Genomic DNA, 14,343 nt, shown 5'->3' with positions numbered 1-14,343 from the left:
TTCCAATATGATGTTTGTAAAAAGTATAAGAAATTCAGACGTTGTTTATAACTCTTTTGCCGGGCTGTTTATAATATTTTCTAATTTTCCGCATTAATCATATTCCATATCCATTCAATGATTCATTATTTCCGTAAAGCCGCGGTATTATTTGCACTTGCTGTTACTGTACAGTCATGCAGCTCAGACCCAACAGTAAGCAGAAAAAAAGAGAGAAGCTCAGTTGATGATCAGATTGACAGCACTGTTCTTAAATATGATCCGGCGAAAGCAGACAAAAGGATAGATGAGTTTATGATGAACCTGCATCGCAGATCCGGATTTAATGGGAATATTCTGGTAGCCAGGAAGGGAAAAATTATTTACGAAAGGGCTATCGGCTGGGCTGATCATCTGCACAGAGATAGTTTGAAAATTAATTCAGTGTTTGAGCTGGCCTCTGTTTCCAAGCCCTTTACTGCAACGGCTATTATGATGCTTGTTGAGGATGGAAAACTTAAACTGAATCAGGATGTGAAAGAGTTTTTCCCGGATTTCCCTTATGACAGTATAACTGTTGAAAGGCTTTTAACCCATCGTTCAGGGATGATGAACTATGTCTATTTTGTAGACGATCTTTGGAAAGCACAAAAAAAGGATGAACGCCCCGGAATTACGAATCAGGATGTGATGAAGCTTATCGCTGAGCATAAGCCAAACCCATACATGAAACCTGACAGAAAATTCCATTATAATAATTCCAATTACATGGTTCTTGCAGCCATCATTGAAAAGGTAAGCGGAAAAAAATTCTCTCAGTTTATGGCTGAAAGTATTTTTAAACCTCTTGGAATGAAGCAAACTGCCGTTTATTCTAAAGCGGAGTATCCTAAAATTCCTGTCGATGTGGTTGGGCATGACCGGACATGGAGACGATCAGTTGCTCAGAATTTTCTTGATGGACCGGTAGGTGATAAAGGCATTTACAGCACTTTACATGATCTGTTTCTTTTTGACAGAGCTATGCGTAAAGGAATGCTTTTAAAGAAGTCGACCCAGGATTCAATGTATGCCCCGCATAACGAAATGCAGAGAGGTCATTTTAATTATGGATACGGATGGCGTACTTTTGTTAATGGAAAGCATAAAGTAGTTTACCACACCGGGTGGTGGCATGGTTTCAGGCATATTTATCTGCGACAACTGGATAAAGACGTCACGATTATATTGTTAAGTAACCTGACTAATGGAAGTTTACTAAAACTTGACGGGCTTTTTAATCTCGCAGGAATGCCGGTGGTAAGGCGAAGTGCATACACCGGTAATGGTGAATCCCTGTCTGATGATGATTAACTTTATTTGAGAATCTATTTCTTGAGTAAGGATTTAATTTGCGTAATTTTATATAAATATAACAGTGAGAATAGATGAGCAGAGTGTTTATAATTGACGATGATCCTATTCATCAGCGTATAGCACAGATCATGATTGCTAAGCACCGCATTTATGATGAGTATGTCAGCTATACTGAAGCAGAAAAGGCACTCGAGTTTTTAAATCAAAATGCTGGTAATAAAGAATTACTTCCTGATGTAATTCTGCTTGATCTGAATATGCCTGTAGTAGATGGATGGGATTTTCTGCAAGCTTTTGAAAAAATCGTTAAAGACTTTAAAAAAGAAGTTCGTATTTACATCGTTACTTCTTCTGTGGATGATAAGGATAAGCAAAAATCTCAGGATTTTACAACAGTGAAGGGATTTATTTCGAAACCTCTCTCTCCTGAAATGATCAGGACTACCCTTTGATTAAGTACCTTTATTGATATGTTCGACAAACTATTACAGGCTCAGCAAAAAGCCGAAGAGATAAAAAAACGTCTCGATAATATTTCTGTTTCTGCGGAAGTTGAAGGTGGGAAGATAAAAGTGATTTCTACAGCAAATAAACGTATAACCGCTATATCTCTTGACCCCGATTTTATGCGCTCTGCAGATCAGGAAGAACTTGAGGAACTTCTTGCTACTGCAGTTAACAAGGCACTTGAGCAGGCAGAAAATGTTAACCAGACAGAAATGCAGGCAGTTACCCGCGATATGATGGGTGGACTTGGTGGTTTATTTGGTAAGTAATATTCTTTAACTTTTCAGATTACCGTTCCGTTTGGAATGATCGCCAGTTTTTTCACCACCACAATACCCTCTTTTATGGTATGTGTCTTGAAATCGCCATTACTTAAATGCGGATCACCATTGATACGAACGTCGTTTCCTATGAAGCAGTTTTTATCAATTATTGCATTTTTGATATAACAGCATTCACCTATTCTCATAACCGGGGCTCCTGATTCACAAAGATACCTCTGGGCAGGGCACCAAGAAGAACATCACCCAATCCGCCAACTTTGGCAACAGGATAACATTCTGCGCTGAGATGTATTACATTCATAAATTCAATAGCTAAAGAAAAATGAATTAAATTGCTTTGGCTCAGACTGATTTTTAGCATAGCGTAGCCTTCTGTCATTTTCATAAAAAGCTACAAATGTTTGATTACAGCCTCAAATAAATCGAATAGTGCCCTTGTTTTCTATGATTTAATGTGCTTCCAGCCAGTTACTGCCTTCTCCAACTTCCACCAGGATCGGGACTTTCATTTTTATGGCATTTTTCATACGATCGGTAATGATCTGCTTCAAAATTTCTTTTTCAGACTTCAGTACATCAAATACCAATTCGTCATGCACCTGCATAGTCATTTTTGACAGTAATTTTTGATCCCTGATATCCTCATGGATTTTGATCATGGCAATTTTGATCATGTCGGCAGCAGATCCCTGAATAGGCGCATTAATGGCATTTCGTTCGGCAAACCCCCTGACAGTCTGATTAGCTGAATTGATATCTCTCAGATAGCGTCTTCTGCCCATTATTGTTTCAACATAACCATTTTCACGTGCAAAATTCATGGTATCGCTCATGTATTTTTTAATGCCGGGATAGGTATTGAAGTAGTTCTCTATAATTTCGGCAGCTTCTTTTCTTGGTATACCGAGGTTTTGTGAAAGTCCGAAGGCAGACTGTCCGTAAATTATTCCGAAGTTCACTGCTTTTGCATTTCTTCGTTGGGTAGAATTAACATCTTCCAAAGGTATTCCATAAACTCTCGCCGCTGTTGCTGTGTGAATATCCTGTCCCAGAACAAAAGCTTCCATCATATTCTCATCTTTACTGATTTCAGCTATGATTCTTAGTTCGATCTGGGAATAATCAGCAGACAGTAAAATATGATCATCATCTCTGGCAATAAACGCTTTTCTTACTTCACGGCCACGTTCTGTTCTGATCGGAATATTCTGTAGGTTGGGGTTGTTGGAACTTAATCTCCCGGTTGATGCAACTGCCTGATTATAAGAGGTATGAATACGGCCCGTTTTCTTGTTAATCATTAATGGAAGAGCATCCACATAGGTAGATTTCAGTTTTTGCAACTGTCTGAAATCCAGGATATCTGCCACGATATCACTTTTGCCTGCAAGCTGGGTAAGCACATCTTCACCGGTTTGGTACTGACCGGTTTTTGTTTTTTTTGCTTTCGGATCCAGCTGCAGTTTATCGAATAACACCTCTCCAAGCTGTTTTGGGGAAGCAATATTGAATTTTACACCTGCCTTTTCGTAGATATTTTGTTCAATCTGTCTGACCTCCGTTTTGAGGGTTTTAGAAAACTCTGTCAATGCATTCTGGTCTATTTTTACTCCTTCGTGCTCAATATCAGCCAGCACATAAATCAGTGGATTCTCAATATCATGGGCCAGCTTATCTGCATTGACATTTTTTAGAATAGGCTCAAAGGTATTTTTCAGCTGAAGCGTGATGTCAGCGTCTTCAGCAGCATATTCCTTAAGCTTTTCCAATTCAACATCTCTCATATTACCCTGATTCTTACCTTTTGAACCTATCAGAGTGGTAATACTTACCGGAGAATAGCCCAGATAGTTTTCTGCCAGTAAGTCCATATTATGCCTCGAATCCGGATCAATCAGATAGTGGGCAAGCATGGTATCAAATAGTTCACCCTGAATTTCTATACCGTACCATTTTAATACCAGAATATCATATTTAATATTCTGACCAACTTTTGCTATCCCTTTATTTTCAAGAACTTCTTTGAACTCATTAACTACTTTTCTGCATTCATCCTGATTTGCAGAAAGCGGGATATACCATGCCTCTCCGGGTTTGATGCTGAATGAAAGTCCCACAAGCTCGCAATCATTGGCGTCCAGTCCGGTTGTTTCTGTATCGAAACAAATTTGTTTCTGCAATTTAAGTGTGGAGATCAGCTCAGCTCTTTTTTCGGGGGTATCAGCCAGCTCGTAAGTGTGATCTGTATTACTTATGTTTTTAAAATTGACAGGCTTTACAATATCGTCAGTTTCATTGTTTGAGATCGTTTCGGAAGGAGTAGAAGAGCTATATGAGCCAAATAAATCCATTTGTCCGCTTGCCGGTACAGATTTCATTTCCAGCACATTAAACTCCTCTCCAAAAACCCTCTTTCCGAGTGTTCTGAATTCCAGTTCTGCAAAAAGAGGCTCCAGAACCTCGCGGGTGGGTTCGTCAACATGTAATGCGTCAACATCAAGTTCAACAGGAGCATTGAGCATGATGGTTGCCAGTTTTTTGGAGATCAGACCCTGTTCTGCAAAGGTCTCTACGTTTTCACGAAGTTTCCCTTTCAACTCATGACTGTTTTTGATAATATTCTCCATCGACCCGTATTGTTTGATCAGCTGCTTGGCAGTTTTTTCGCCTATGCCCGGAATTCCGGGGATATTATCCACAGCATCGCCCCAAAGCCCAAGAATATCAATGACCTGCTCAACATGATCGATCTCCCATTTCTCGAGGATCTCTTTAACACCCTGAATTTCTACCCCATTACCCATCCGGGCCGGTTTATAGATAAAAATATTTTCAGATACCAGCTGTGCATAATCCTTATCCGGTGTCATACAGAATACGGTAAATCCTTCTTTTTCTGCTTTTTTTGCCAGTGTTCCGATCAGGTCGTCAGCTTCATAACCATCAGAAAAAATAACCGGAATATTAAATCCTTCGACCAGTCTGATAATGTATGGAATGGCTGCCGACAAATCTTCGGGCATAGCCTGACGGTGTGCTTTATAATCACTGAAATCGGTATGGCGTTCAGTAGGAGCATCGGTGTCGAATACCACAGCCATATGACTTGGTTTTTCCTTTTTAAGAACCTCCAGCAGGGTATTGGTAAAGCCCATAATGGCCGATGTATTCAATCCGGAAGAGGTAAATCTTGGGTTCTTGCTCAGTGCAAAATGAGCACGATATATTAATGCAAAAGCATCTAAAAGAAATAGTTTTTTCATTTATGTATAATTTATCGGGCTATGCATCCTTCAATATGGTCATTTATCATTCCTGTGGCCTGCATATGGGCATAACAGATAGTGGTTCCGAAAAATTTAAAGCCCCTTTTTTTCATATCGGCACTGATCCGGTCAGAAAGCTCTGTTCTGGCAGGAAGTTCCTTTAAGCTTTTCCAGTGGTTAGTGATTGGGATTTTACCCGGAAGGTATCCCCAAATGTAATCAGAGAATGAACCAAATTCCTTTTGAATATCCAGGAATAATTGTGCATTTTGTATGGCAGAAGTTATTTTAAGGCGGTTTCTAATAATTCCTTTATCCTGTAATAAGCGTTCGACATCTTCTTCAGTAAAGGCAGCTACCTTTACAGCATCAAATTCTGCAAAAGCTTTTCTGTAATTTTCACGTTTTCTAAGAATGGTGATCCAGCTTAAACCAGCCTGTGCGCTTTCCAGTATCAAAAATTCAAAAAGAGTTGGGTCATCATAAACCGGCTTCCCCCATTCCTGATCATGATAATTGATGTAAAGAGGGTCGTTTCCGCACCATCCGCATCTGATAATCTTTGATTCCTGCTCCATTTTATGGTTTAAGTAATGAAATCTAATAAATTCTTTCGGATTATTGAGCGTTCAGTTCGTCCCAGTATTCAACAGCCCTGCGATAATGAGGAATAACGATCGAGCCCCCAACAAGGTTTGCAATCATAAAGATTTCATTCATTTCTTCGCTGCTTACTCCTTCTTCATGGCATTTGCCCAGGTGGTATTTAATGCAATCGTCGCATCGTAAAACCATAGATGCCACCAGTCCCAGCATTTCTTTAGTTTTAACATCCAGAGCGCCATCGGCATAAGTGGTGGTATCCAGAGCAAAGAAACGTTTGATATTGGTATTAGCAGATTCCATGATGCGCTCATTCATTTTACTGCGATAGCTGTTGAATTCTTCAATCATCTTTCCCATATCTTCAAATTTGGTTTTAATTGGTTCTGTGAATTTTCAGTTTAAAGTTCAAGCTCTATAGCCGGGTCCCAGAATAAGTTTTTAAAGTCGGCTACTTTGTCATCTTCAATTTTCACCCCTTCGTTTTCAAGCAATTGCTGCATCAGGTTGGGGCTGCCAAAGTGGAATTTCCCGGTAAGCATACCGTTTCTGTTTACTACTCTTTGAGCCGGAACCGGAGGAGAAGCTGTATGTGCTGCATTCATGGCGTAGCCTACCATTCTTGCAGAACCTTTTGTTCCCAGATAAGACGCGATGGCTCCATAGGAGCTCACTCTTCCTTTTGGAATTAATCGTACAACCTGGTAAACCTGATCATAAAAGCTGATATCTTCCATTTATTCAAAGCTGAACTTCAGATAGTTAATATTTTTGTTGTGGGCAAGATACTTCTTCTCGTAATATGTTTTTATTGAAAGCACTTCATCAGGCAGGGCCGAAGCATACAGATCATCAGTTTGTATATGGGCGATGAGTCCGAGCTCTTTAATTTTTTCACTCGTGTAAGCATACAGGAGGTCGCTGTCTGTTTTAAGGTGTACCGGACCGCCATTTTTGAGGATACTTTTATATTTTTCCAGAAAGCGTGGTGAAGTCAGACGTTTTTTTTCACGGCTGATTTGGGGCTGCGGATCAGGAAAGGTAATCCAGATTTCATCCACCTCATCTTCTGAAAAGTAGTCGAGCAGGTTTTCGATCTGAATCCTAAGAAAGGCAACATTCGGAATATTTTCCTCAATAGCAGTTTTAGCGCCTCTCCAGATGCGGTTTCCTTTATAGTCTATCCCTATAAAATTCTTATCAGGGTATAGCTTTGCAAGATTGACAGTATACTCGCCTTTTCCGCATCCCAGTTCCAGAATCAGCGGCATATTATTTTTGAATTGCTGCTTTGCCCAGTTACCTTTCAGCGGCTTTCCGTTCTCCAGCTCAATAACATTATCGAAAGTTGCGATCTCAGCAAACCGCCGTAGTTTATCCTTACCCATTTCTTATAATAAAGCCTGTAAAAATAGTTTTATCTTTGCTTTCATAGTCTATAATATTGGAAAAAGCTGCTAAAATATATATTGCCGGTCACCGAGGAATGGTTGGCTCTGCTATTCACCGCAAACTCGAAAAGGAAGGTTATCATAATCTTTTGTTAAGAACCTCGTCAGAGCTCGACTTAAGGAATCAGCAGGCAGTTGCTGATTTTTTTGCTGCTGAAAAGCCTGATTATGTTTTTCTTGCTGCCGCAAAAGTGGGTGGTATCCTGGCTAACAGCACGTACAAAGCTGATTTTTTGTATGAGAACCTTGCTATTCAGAATAATGTAATCCATCAGTCTTATCTGAATAATGTAAAAAAACTGATGTTTCTGGGCTCAAGTTGTATCTATCCTAAGTTTGCTCCGCAGCCGCTTAAGGAGGAATATCTGCTTACAGGTTTGCTTGAACCTACCAATGAGCCATATGCTATTGCCAAGATTGCCGGTATTAAAATGTGTGAGGCTTACAGGACGCAATATGGCTGTAATTTTATATCAGCAATGCCTACCAATCTTTATGGTTTTAATGATAATTACCATCCACAGAATTCACATGTTTTGCCAGCTCTGATCCGGAAGTTTTATGAGGCAAAACTAAACTCTTCAGCGGAGGTTGTTGTTTTGGGAACCGGAAATCCGCTCCGCGAATTTTTGTTTTCTGATGACCTTGCTGATGCCTGTTTTTATCTGATGCAAAATTATGATGAAGCTGAATTTATCAATATTGGTACAGGGAAAGATATCTCTATTAAGAATCTTGCTTTGCTGATTAAGGAGGTATCAGGATATGAGGGCGAACTTGTTTTTGATACCAGCAGACCGGATGGTACGCCCCGTAAGCTGATGGATGTTTCCAAACTTCATGCAAGAGGCTGGAGGCACAAGATTGAACTTGAAGAAGGAATCAGGATCGTTTACAGTGATTTTGTAAAGAATTATTAAGAAGAAAACTCCGGAGTTTCTTAAGTGCTTTTTTTTAATAGGTTTCGCTGTCGGGCGGGATACCGTAATCGGCCAGCTCCGGACCATTTTTTTTCCTGCTTTTAGGGAGTTTAATAACCTCTGATATTTTATCTATTATACCGCTTAACAGATCTTTGTTGACTGTATTGGCAGCTTTGTCAGTTAGAAATCCAAGTATGGTCTTAGTTAAATATCCTGATTTAGGGAATACGAACCTATTCATCAGAAACGGTAAACCTACTCTGAAAATGCCCGAAATCCAGTCGCCGCCTTCAGAAGTACCATCCTTGTTCATTTTCACACCTGCAAATGCACCCGCCCAGTCGCTCAATTTGCCAATAAGCATGAGAGGCATTTTGAATTTTGATACAATCTTGTTCACCTCAACCTGCATATCCGCTTCCATTTCAACACGCTGTTCTCTCAGTCGAAGAATTTCAGCTCTCAGCTCATCAATATTCCGGATTTTTGCTTTCATCATCTATCCCTGAAAAATTTTTCGATTATAACATTAATGATCCTCTTCTCAATGAATTTCTCTTTGATGGAATTCAGAATCAAAGCGGCTAATAAATAAATTCCCGCAACGATAAGAAATCCGGCATAGGAATTCCCGAGAATCTCAGACAGATAAAAGCCCAGAGCAAGGCTGGCAAATAAAAATGCGAGAACCGCAAGAATGAGTACCAGTCCATCGGTAATCAATCCTGCCATTAATTGCGATCCCTTGTCTACAGCATTGAGTATGGTCAATTCCTTGCGAACATGCACATATTCTTTTACCTTTTCAACAAGTTGTTCCGGATCTAAATCCTGCTCTGCCATAAAAAATAAAATTTAAGAATGGGTAGCCTTTTTTATTGTTTTCTCTGCCTTTTGAGCTGCATGACTTAGGGCATCGCCGGCACTTGTATACTCTTCTTCAGCAGACTTTAGTTTTGACTTTATACCTTCTACAACTTTTTCTTTAAATTCTGTCAAATTGCCGATTTCATCAGCCGCCCGGTCTTTGATACTATCACCAAGGTTTTTGAGTGAATCATTCAATTTGTCACGGGTTTCAGATCCTTTATCAGGAGCAAATAATATTCCTATTGCTACACCTGCAGCCAGTCCTGCCAGTAATGCTGCTAGAATTTTGGAGTTGTCGCTCATGGTTCAAATTATTTAGAATATCGGTTAATTGGAGTTTCTTAAATATACTGATTTTATTATTCAGAATACAGTTTTACATATTAAGATACAATTTTAGCACTCTAATATTAGCCCTGTATTAAATTGTAATATTGGCTGAATAAATATTTTCAATCTTTTATTTTCTGATATTTCCTCGGGCATTAAAGGATCATACATATATTTTTTTCAAGAAGGCCCTGTTATTCCAGATTGATCGCTTTCATTTTATTATACAATGTTTTTCGGTCAATATTTAAAATCTTTGCTGCTTTACTTTTATTGAAATTAACCTCTCTGAGTACATTCAAAATGGTTTCATATTCAGCTTCCAATGCCGCGCTTTTAAGATCATGTTTATTTGAATTCACGGGAATAGTTGTACCCAAAGCATTCTCAATAGCTGAAGCTTTTGCAAAAGTTGAAATTTCAAGAGGTAATGCTTTCAATTGTATTTCATTTCCTTCACTTAAAAGTGTGGCACGCCTGATTACATTTTTTAATTCCCTGACATTTCCGGGCCAGTTATAGGTCATAAGGCATTCAACAACATCGGCAGCAAATTCAGAAACATTTCTGTTCAGTTCTGCATTTGCCTCTTTCAGAAAATGTTCTGCAAAAATCATGATATCTTTTCCACGTTCACGCACAGGTGGTACAGTAATATTAAATTCATTAAAACGGTGGAAAAGATCTTCTCTGAACCGGCCTTTCTGAATAGACTCAGTAAGATTTTCGTTTGTTGCAACCAGAATACGGACATCCAGATCAATCTCTTTGGTACTTCCGATTCGTTTTACTTTACGTTCCTGAACAGTTCTGAGTAGTGCTGCCTGAATTTCATAAGAAAGGTTTCCTACTTCATCGAGGAAGAGAGTACCGCCATTTGCCATTTCAAAATGTCCGATCTTTGTGTAAAGAGCACCCGTAAATGAGCCCTTTTCATGACCGAAAAACTCACTGCCGGCAAGATCTTTGGTTAGGGAACCGCAGTCCATGGCGATGAATGGTTTATCTTTCCTCGGACTGTTATAATGTATGCTTTTGGCAACGGATTCTTTGCCTGTTCCGCTTTCACCATTAAGAATAACACTGTAATTGGTTGGTGCAACCAGTTTAATCTGTTTAATCAGCTCAAGCGAGGCGGCACTTTTTCCAACAACAAACTCCTCAGGGATGATATTGGTATCGCGGTTTTTATTCTCATTTTCAGCAAGACTGCTGCCTGCCTGATTGATAATTTTTTGAGCCTCAATGGCTTTATTAATTGTATTCAGTATCTCATCAGGATAAAGGGGCTTCGTGATATAGTCAAAGGCTCCCATTTTGATTAGTTCTACTGCGAGTTTGATATCTGAATAACCTGTAATGATAATTACTCCGGTTTCAGGGTATGAAATTTTTATTTTACGGAGCATTTCTCTTCCATCTGTATCTTCCAGACGGAAATCACAAAGTACCAGATTGAAAGGTTCTTTGCTCATTATATCAAGGGCATTCATCCCACTGGTACAGGTACGTACTTCAAACCCATTTTTTGTAAGAAATCTGGACAGAAGTAAACCTATATTAATCTCATCGTCAATTATTAATATTTTATTCATTAGTTAGTTTCAGAAAAAAGCGGGTGCCTGTTGGATAATTCAGAGCAATTTACGGATTTTAATAAAAAGCGGGAAATTTTTTCTACACTTTTATCGATGGCCGTTTAGTTTTACTTGCCAGTAAATTCAGCTTTTCGCTTTTGAAGGAATGCTGCAACTCCTTCTCTGAAATCATCTGAATCAAAGCAATTTGAGAATTCGGTAATTTCCGTTTCATATCCGTTCTGACCCTCTGTGAATGCTGCATTTACCGCTCTAATAGCACATCCCACTGCGAATGGTGAACGTGTCATGATTTTTTTCATGATTTCTTCTGCTTTATGCATTAGCAGGTCAGGCTCAACAACATGATTGACCAGTCCGGTTCTGAAAGCTTCTTCGGCATTTACCATATCGGCAGTAAGAATCATCTCCATGGCTTTGCCTTTGCCAACCAAATATGAAAGACGCTGTGTTCCTCCGTATCCCGGAATCAGTCCCAGACTTACTTCGGGTAAGCCCATTTTGGCAGTTGAAACAGCCAGCCGAATATGGCATGCCATAGCCAGTTCAAGTCCTCCGCCAAGAGCAAAGCCATTGATGGCTGCTATCACCGGCTTTTCACTGTTTTCAATAACATCAAATACCTTACTTTGTCCTTCGCGGGCCAGTTCCCGGCCTTCATCTGCATTGAAATCTGCAAATTCTGAGATATCAGCACCGGCAACAAAGGCCTTTTGTCCTGCTCCGGTAATAATAATTCCGGCTACTTCTTCATCGTGAAAGGATTCGGTAATGACGTCGTGAATTTCAGCAAGCGTGGCCTTGTTGAGTGCATTTAACTTGCTTTCGCGGTTTATTGTGATGAATAAAATTCGGTCGCGCTTTTCTACGAGCAAATTGATATAGTCCATAATGTTTAGATTAAAATGTTCTGAGCCCCCGAAAAATTCTTTTTTAAATGCTCAGAATACCCTCTTATCAGCAACCTGACCAGTGATGTAATCTACAATTTCGTGGGTATTTGTTCCCGGCTGGAAAAGTTTACCAACACCCATTTCATTCAGTAATTTCATATCCTCGTCAGGTATAATACCACCACCCGTAAGTAAAACATCGTTCATGCCTTTTTCTTTCATCAGGTGGATGATTTTTGGAAAAACAGTCATATGTGCACCTGAAAGGATAGATATTCCAATTGCATCCACATCTTCCTGAAGTGCTGCATTAACTACCATTTCGGGCGTTTGCCTTAATCCGGTATAAATTACTTCCATGCCGGCATCCCTCAGGGTGCTGGCTATGATCTTTGCGCCGCGATCGTGCCCATCCAGGCCAACCTTGGCAACAAGTACACGAATAGGGCGATTTAAAGACCTTGTCATAATTGATTTCATGTAAAAGTAAGAAGAAAATTGTATTGATAACTTTTATTAATTCTCTGCTGGCTGACAAAAGATAAGAACCTAATTTGCTGTAAGCTAAACTTAAATTTTGCTACTTTTGTCCCCTCTTAAATCAGAGTATGAGTGAAGAAAGATCATTAAATTTTTTAGAAGAGATCATTGAAGAGGATCTGAGTAATGGTAAACATGGTGGTCGTATTCTTACGCGATTCCCTCCTGAGCCTAATGGATACCTGCATATTGGTCACGCAAAGTCTATTTGCCTGAATTTTGGTATTGCCAGAAAATATAATGGTAAAACTAATCTGAGGTTTGACGATACCAATCCAAGTACAGAGGATGTTGAATACGTTGACAGTATCAGAGAGGATATTAAATGGCTTGGATTTGAGTGGGAAAAGGAATTGTACTCTTCTGATTATTTTGATAAGCTGTATGATTTCGCCATGAGTCTGATCAGGATGGGCCTTGCCTATGTGGATGACAGTACTGCTGAAGAAATTGCCGCCGCCAAGGGTAGCCCAACTGAACCCGGAAGGCCTACGCCTTACCGCAGCCGCAGCATTGAAGAGAATATTGCTCTTTTTGAAGAGATGAAATCAGGAAAGTATCCGGATGGTGCTAAGGTTTTGCGTGCAAAAATAGATCTGGCTTCGCCCAATATGCATTTGCGTGATCCCCTGATGTATCGCATCAAGCATGCCCATCATCATCGTACCGGAGATAAATGGTGTATCTATCCTATGTATGATTTTGCACATGGTCAGTCTGATGCAATTGAAGAAATAACTCATTCTATCTGTACGCTTGAATTTGTTCCTCATCGCCCCCTGTATGAGTGGTTTATTGAACATTTAAATTTATTCCCTTCGAGGCAATACGAATTTGCCCGTCTGAATATCAACTATACTGTGATGAGCAAGCGTAAACTACTTCAGCTTGTAAATGAAAAGTATGTAACAGGCTGGGATGATCCGCGCATGCCTACAATCAGTGGTTTAAGACGCCGCGGTTATACCCCTCTGTCGATACGAAATTTTGCTGAACGGATTGGCGTTGCTAAACGTGAGAACCTGATTGATCTGAGTCTGCTTGAGTTTTGTATCCGTGAGGATCTGAATAAAACTGCCTGGAGAAGAATGGTCGTTATGGATCCGGTGAAACTTATTATCAGCAATTATCCTGAAGGACAGATTGAACTGATGGAGGGAGAAAATAATCCGGAAGTTGAAGGGGGTGAAGGTTCACGGACTATTCCTTTCAGTTCAGAGCTGTGGATTGAGAGAGATGATTTTATGGAAGAGCCTGCCAAAAAATATTTCAGACTGGGGCCCGGACTTATGGTTCGATTGAAACATGCCTATATCATTCAATGCGAAAGATTTGTTAAGGATGAAACAGGAAAAATTTCTGAAATCTACTGTACCTATATTCCTGAGTCGAGAAGTGGTAGTGATACGAGCGGTATTAATGTAAAAGGCACCATACACTGGGTTAGTGCTGCGGGTGCAAAAACTGCCGAAATTCGTTTATACGATCGTTTATTTCGTGTTGAGGATCCCTCAAATGAGGAAGGCGACTTTAAGGAATACATTAACCCTGACAGTTTATCTGTAATCAGCAGTGCTATCATTGAGCCTGATCTTATCAATGCAGAACAGGGTCGTGGTTATCAGTTTATCCGTAAGGGTTATTTTACTCTCGACGTTGATTCAAGTCCTGAAAAACCGGTATTCAACCGTACAGTTACGTTAAAAGATGCCTGGGCCAGGGAAGTAAAGAAGGGCTGATCCT

17 protein-coding genes and 1 pseudogene are annotated in these 14,343 nt (G+C 39.8%); 5 read left to right on the top strand and 13 right to left on the bottom strand.

The features are described 5' to 3' along the window. Nucleotides 1-117: 117 nt before the first annotated feature. The 3 genes from P2W72_RS14990 (at nt 118) to P2W72_RS14980 (ending at nt 2,111) form a co-directional block, all read left to right on the top strand. A complete protein-coding gene (locus P2W72_RS14990) occupies nt 118-1,332 on the top strand; it encodes a serine hydrolase domain-containing protein (RefSeq protein ID WP_276364237.1) in 1,215 nt (404 codons plus the stop codon). Between the two features lie 74 nt (nt 1,333-1,406). Next, a complete protein-coding gene (locus P2W72_RS14985; protein WP_276364235.1) occupies nt 1,407-1,787 on the top strand; it encodes a response regulator in 381 nt (126 codons plus the stop codon). Nucleotides 1,788-1,805: 18 nt separating this feature from the next. Continuing rightward, on the top strand, nt 1,806-2,111 hold the full coding sequence (locus tag P2W72_RS14980; protein WP_276364232.1) for a YbaB/EbfC family nucleoid-associated protein: 306 nt from the start codon (nt 1,806-1,808) through the stop codon (nt 2,109-2,111). 14 nt (nt 2,112-2,125) lie between these two features. On the opposite strand, the gene P2W72_RS14975 is transcribed toward P2W72_RS14980, so the two are convergent. The 7 genes and pseudogenes from P2W72_RS14975 to trmB all read right to left on the bottom strand — a co-directional run bounded on the left by P2W72_RS14975 (nt 2,126) and on the right by trmB (nt 7,383). Next, a complete protein-coding gene (locus P2W72_RS14975; protein ID WP_346429780.1) occupies nt 2,126-2,311 on the bottom strand; it encodes a hypothetical protein in 186 nt (61 codons plus the stop codon). 29 nt (nt 2,312-2,340) lie between these two features. Continuing rightward, a pseudogene (locus P2W72_RS14970) lies at nt 2,341-2,427 on the bottom strand (glycogen/starch synthase); the annotation flags it as partial. Nucleotides 2,428-2,575: 148 nt separating this feature from the next. Continuing rightward, complete coding sequence (polA, locus tag P2W72_RS14965; protein WP_276364231.1) at nt 2,576-5,389, bottom strand: DNA polymerase I; 2,814 nt, start codon at nt 5,387-5,389, stop codon at nt 2,576-2,578. Nucleotides 5,390-5,400: 11 nt separating this feature from the next. Beyond that, nucleotides 5,401-5,970, bottom strand: a complete 570-nt coding sequence (locus tag P2W72_RS14960) for a DNA-3-methyladenine glycosylase I (RefSeq protein WP_276364229.1) — start codon at nt 5,968-5,970, stop codon at nt 5,401-5,403. Nucleotides 5,971-6,010: 40 nt separating this feature from the next. Further along, complete coding sequence (locus P2W72_RS14955) at nt 6,011-6,355, bottom strand: carboxymuconolactone decarboxylase family protein (protein ID WP_276364226.1); 345 nt, start codon at nt 6,353-6,355, stop codon at nt 6,011-6,013. A 41-nt stretch (nt 6,356-6,396) separates the two neighbouring features. Next, on the bottom strand, nt 6,397-6,732 hold the full coding sequence (locus P2W72_RS14950) for an MGMT family protein (RefSeq protein WP_276364223.1): 336 nt from the start codon (nt 6,730-6,732) through the stop codon (nt 6,397-6,399). Beyond that, on the bottom strand, nt 6,733-7,383 hold the full coding sequence (gene trmB / locus P2W72_RS14945) for a tRNA (guanosine(46)-N7)-methyltransferase TrmB (RefSeq protein WP_276364221.1): 651 nt from the start codon (nt 7,381-7,383) through the stop codon (nt 6,733-6,735). It lies immediately after the preceding gene. 56 nt (nt 7,384-7,439) lie between these two features. On the opposite strand from trmB, the gene P2W72_RS14940 reads away from it, so the two are divergent. Further along, entirely contained in the window at nt 7,440-8,366 is a 927-nt protein-coding gene (locus P2W72_RS14940; RefSeq protein WP_276364218.1) for a GDP-L-fucose synthase, read from the top strand. 34 nt (nt 8,367-8,400) lie between these two features. Here P2W72_RS14940 and P2W72_RS14935 read toward each other — a convergent pair whose 3' ends face one another. The 6 genes from P2W72_RS14935 to P2W72_RS14910 all read right to left on the bottom strand — a co-directional run bounded on the left by P2W72_RS14935 (nt 8,401) and on the right by P2W72_RS14910 (nt 12,528). Beyond that, nucleotides 8,401-8,868 (bottom strand): hypothetical protein, encoded by a 468-nt coding sequence (locus tag P2W72_RS14935; RefSeq protein WP_276364215.1) that lies wholly within the window; start codon nt 8,866-8,868, stop codon nt 8,401-8,403. Continuing rightward, nucleotides 8,865-9,212 (bottom strand): phage holin family protein, encoded by a 348-nt coding sequence (locus P2W72_RS14930; protein ID WP_276364213.1) that lies wholly within the window; start codon nt 9,210-9,212, stop codon nt 8,865-8,867. Before P2W72_RS14930 ends, P2W72_RS14935 begins: the two co-directional genes overlap by 4 nt. A gap of 12 nt (nt 9,213-9,224) precedes the next feature. Beyond that, nucleotides 9,225-9,542: a YtxH domain-containing protein gene (locus P2W72_RS14925; protein WP_276364210.1), complete on the bottom strand. Its 318-nt coding sequence runs from the start codon at nt 9,540-9,542 to the stop codon at nt 9,225-9,227. A 221-nt stretch (nt 9,543-9,763) separates the two neighbouring features. Beyond that, nucleotides 9,764-11,164: a sigma-54 dependent transcriptional regulator gene (locus tag P2W72_RS14920; protein WP_276364207.1), complete on the bottom strand. Its 1,401-nt coding sequence runs from the start codon at nt 11,162-11,164 to the stop codon at nt 9,764-9,766. Nucleotides 11,165-11,274: 110 nt separating this feature from the next. After that, the gene (locus P2W72_RS14915; protein ID WP_276364204.1) at nt 11,275-12,057 is read right to left on the bottom strand and encodes an enoyl-CoA hydratase-related protein; all 783 of its coding nucleotides are present in this window, start codon (nt 12,055-12,057) and stop codon (nt 11,275-11,277) included. 51 nt (nt 12,058-12,108) lie between these two features. After that, nucleotides 12,109-12,528, bottom strand: coding sequence for a cobalamin B12-binding domain-containing protein (locus P2W72_RS14910; protein WP_276364201.1), 420 nt, complete (start codon nt 12,526-12,528; stop codon nt 12,109-12,111). A 140-nt stretch (nt 12,529-12,668) separates the two neighbouring features. On the opposite strand from P2W72_RS14910, the gene P2W72_RS14905 reads away from it, so the two are divergent. Beyond that, complete coding sequence (locus P2W72_RS14905) at nt 12,669-14,339, top strand: glutamine--tRNA ligase/YqeY domain fusion protein (RefSeq protein WP_276364198.1); 1,671 nt, start codon at nt 12,669-12,671, stop codon at nt 14,337-14,339. The last annotated feature ends 4 nt before the right edge of the window (nt 14,340-14,343 follow it).

This window comes from Daejeonella sp. H1SJ63 (assembly GCF_029360775.1).
GTDB lineage: Bacteria > Bacteroidota > Bacteroidia > Sphingobacteriales > Sphingobacteriaceae > Daejeonella.
Note: the sequence above shows the minus strand (reverse complement) of the source record. Positions and strands in the feature narration are given on the sequence as shown.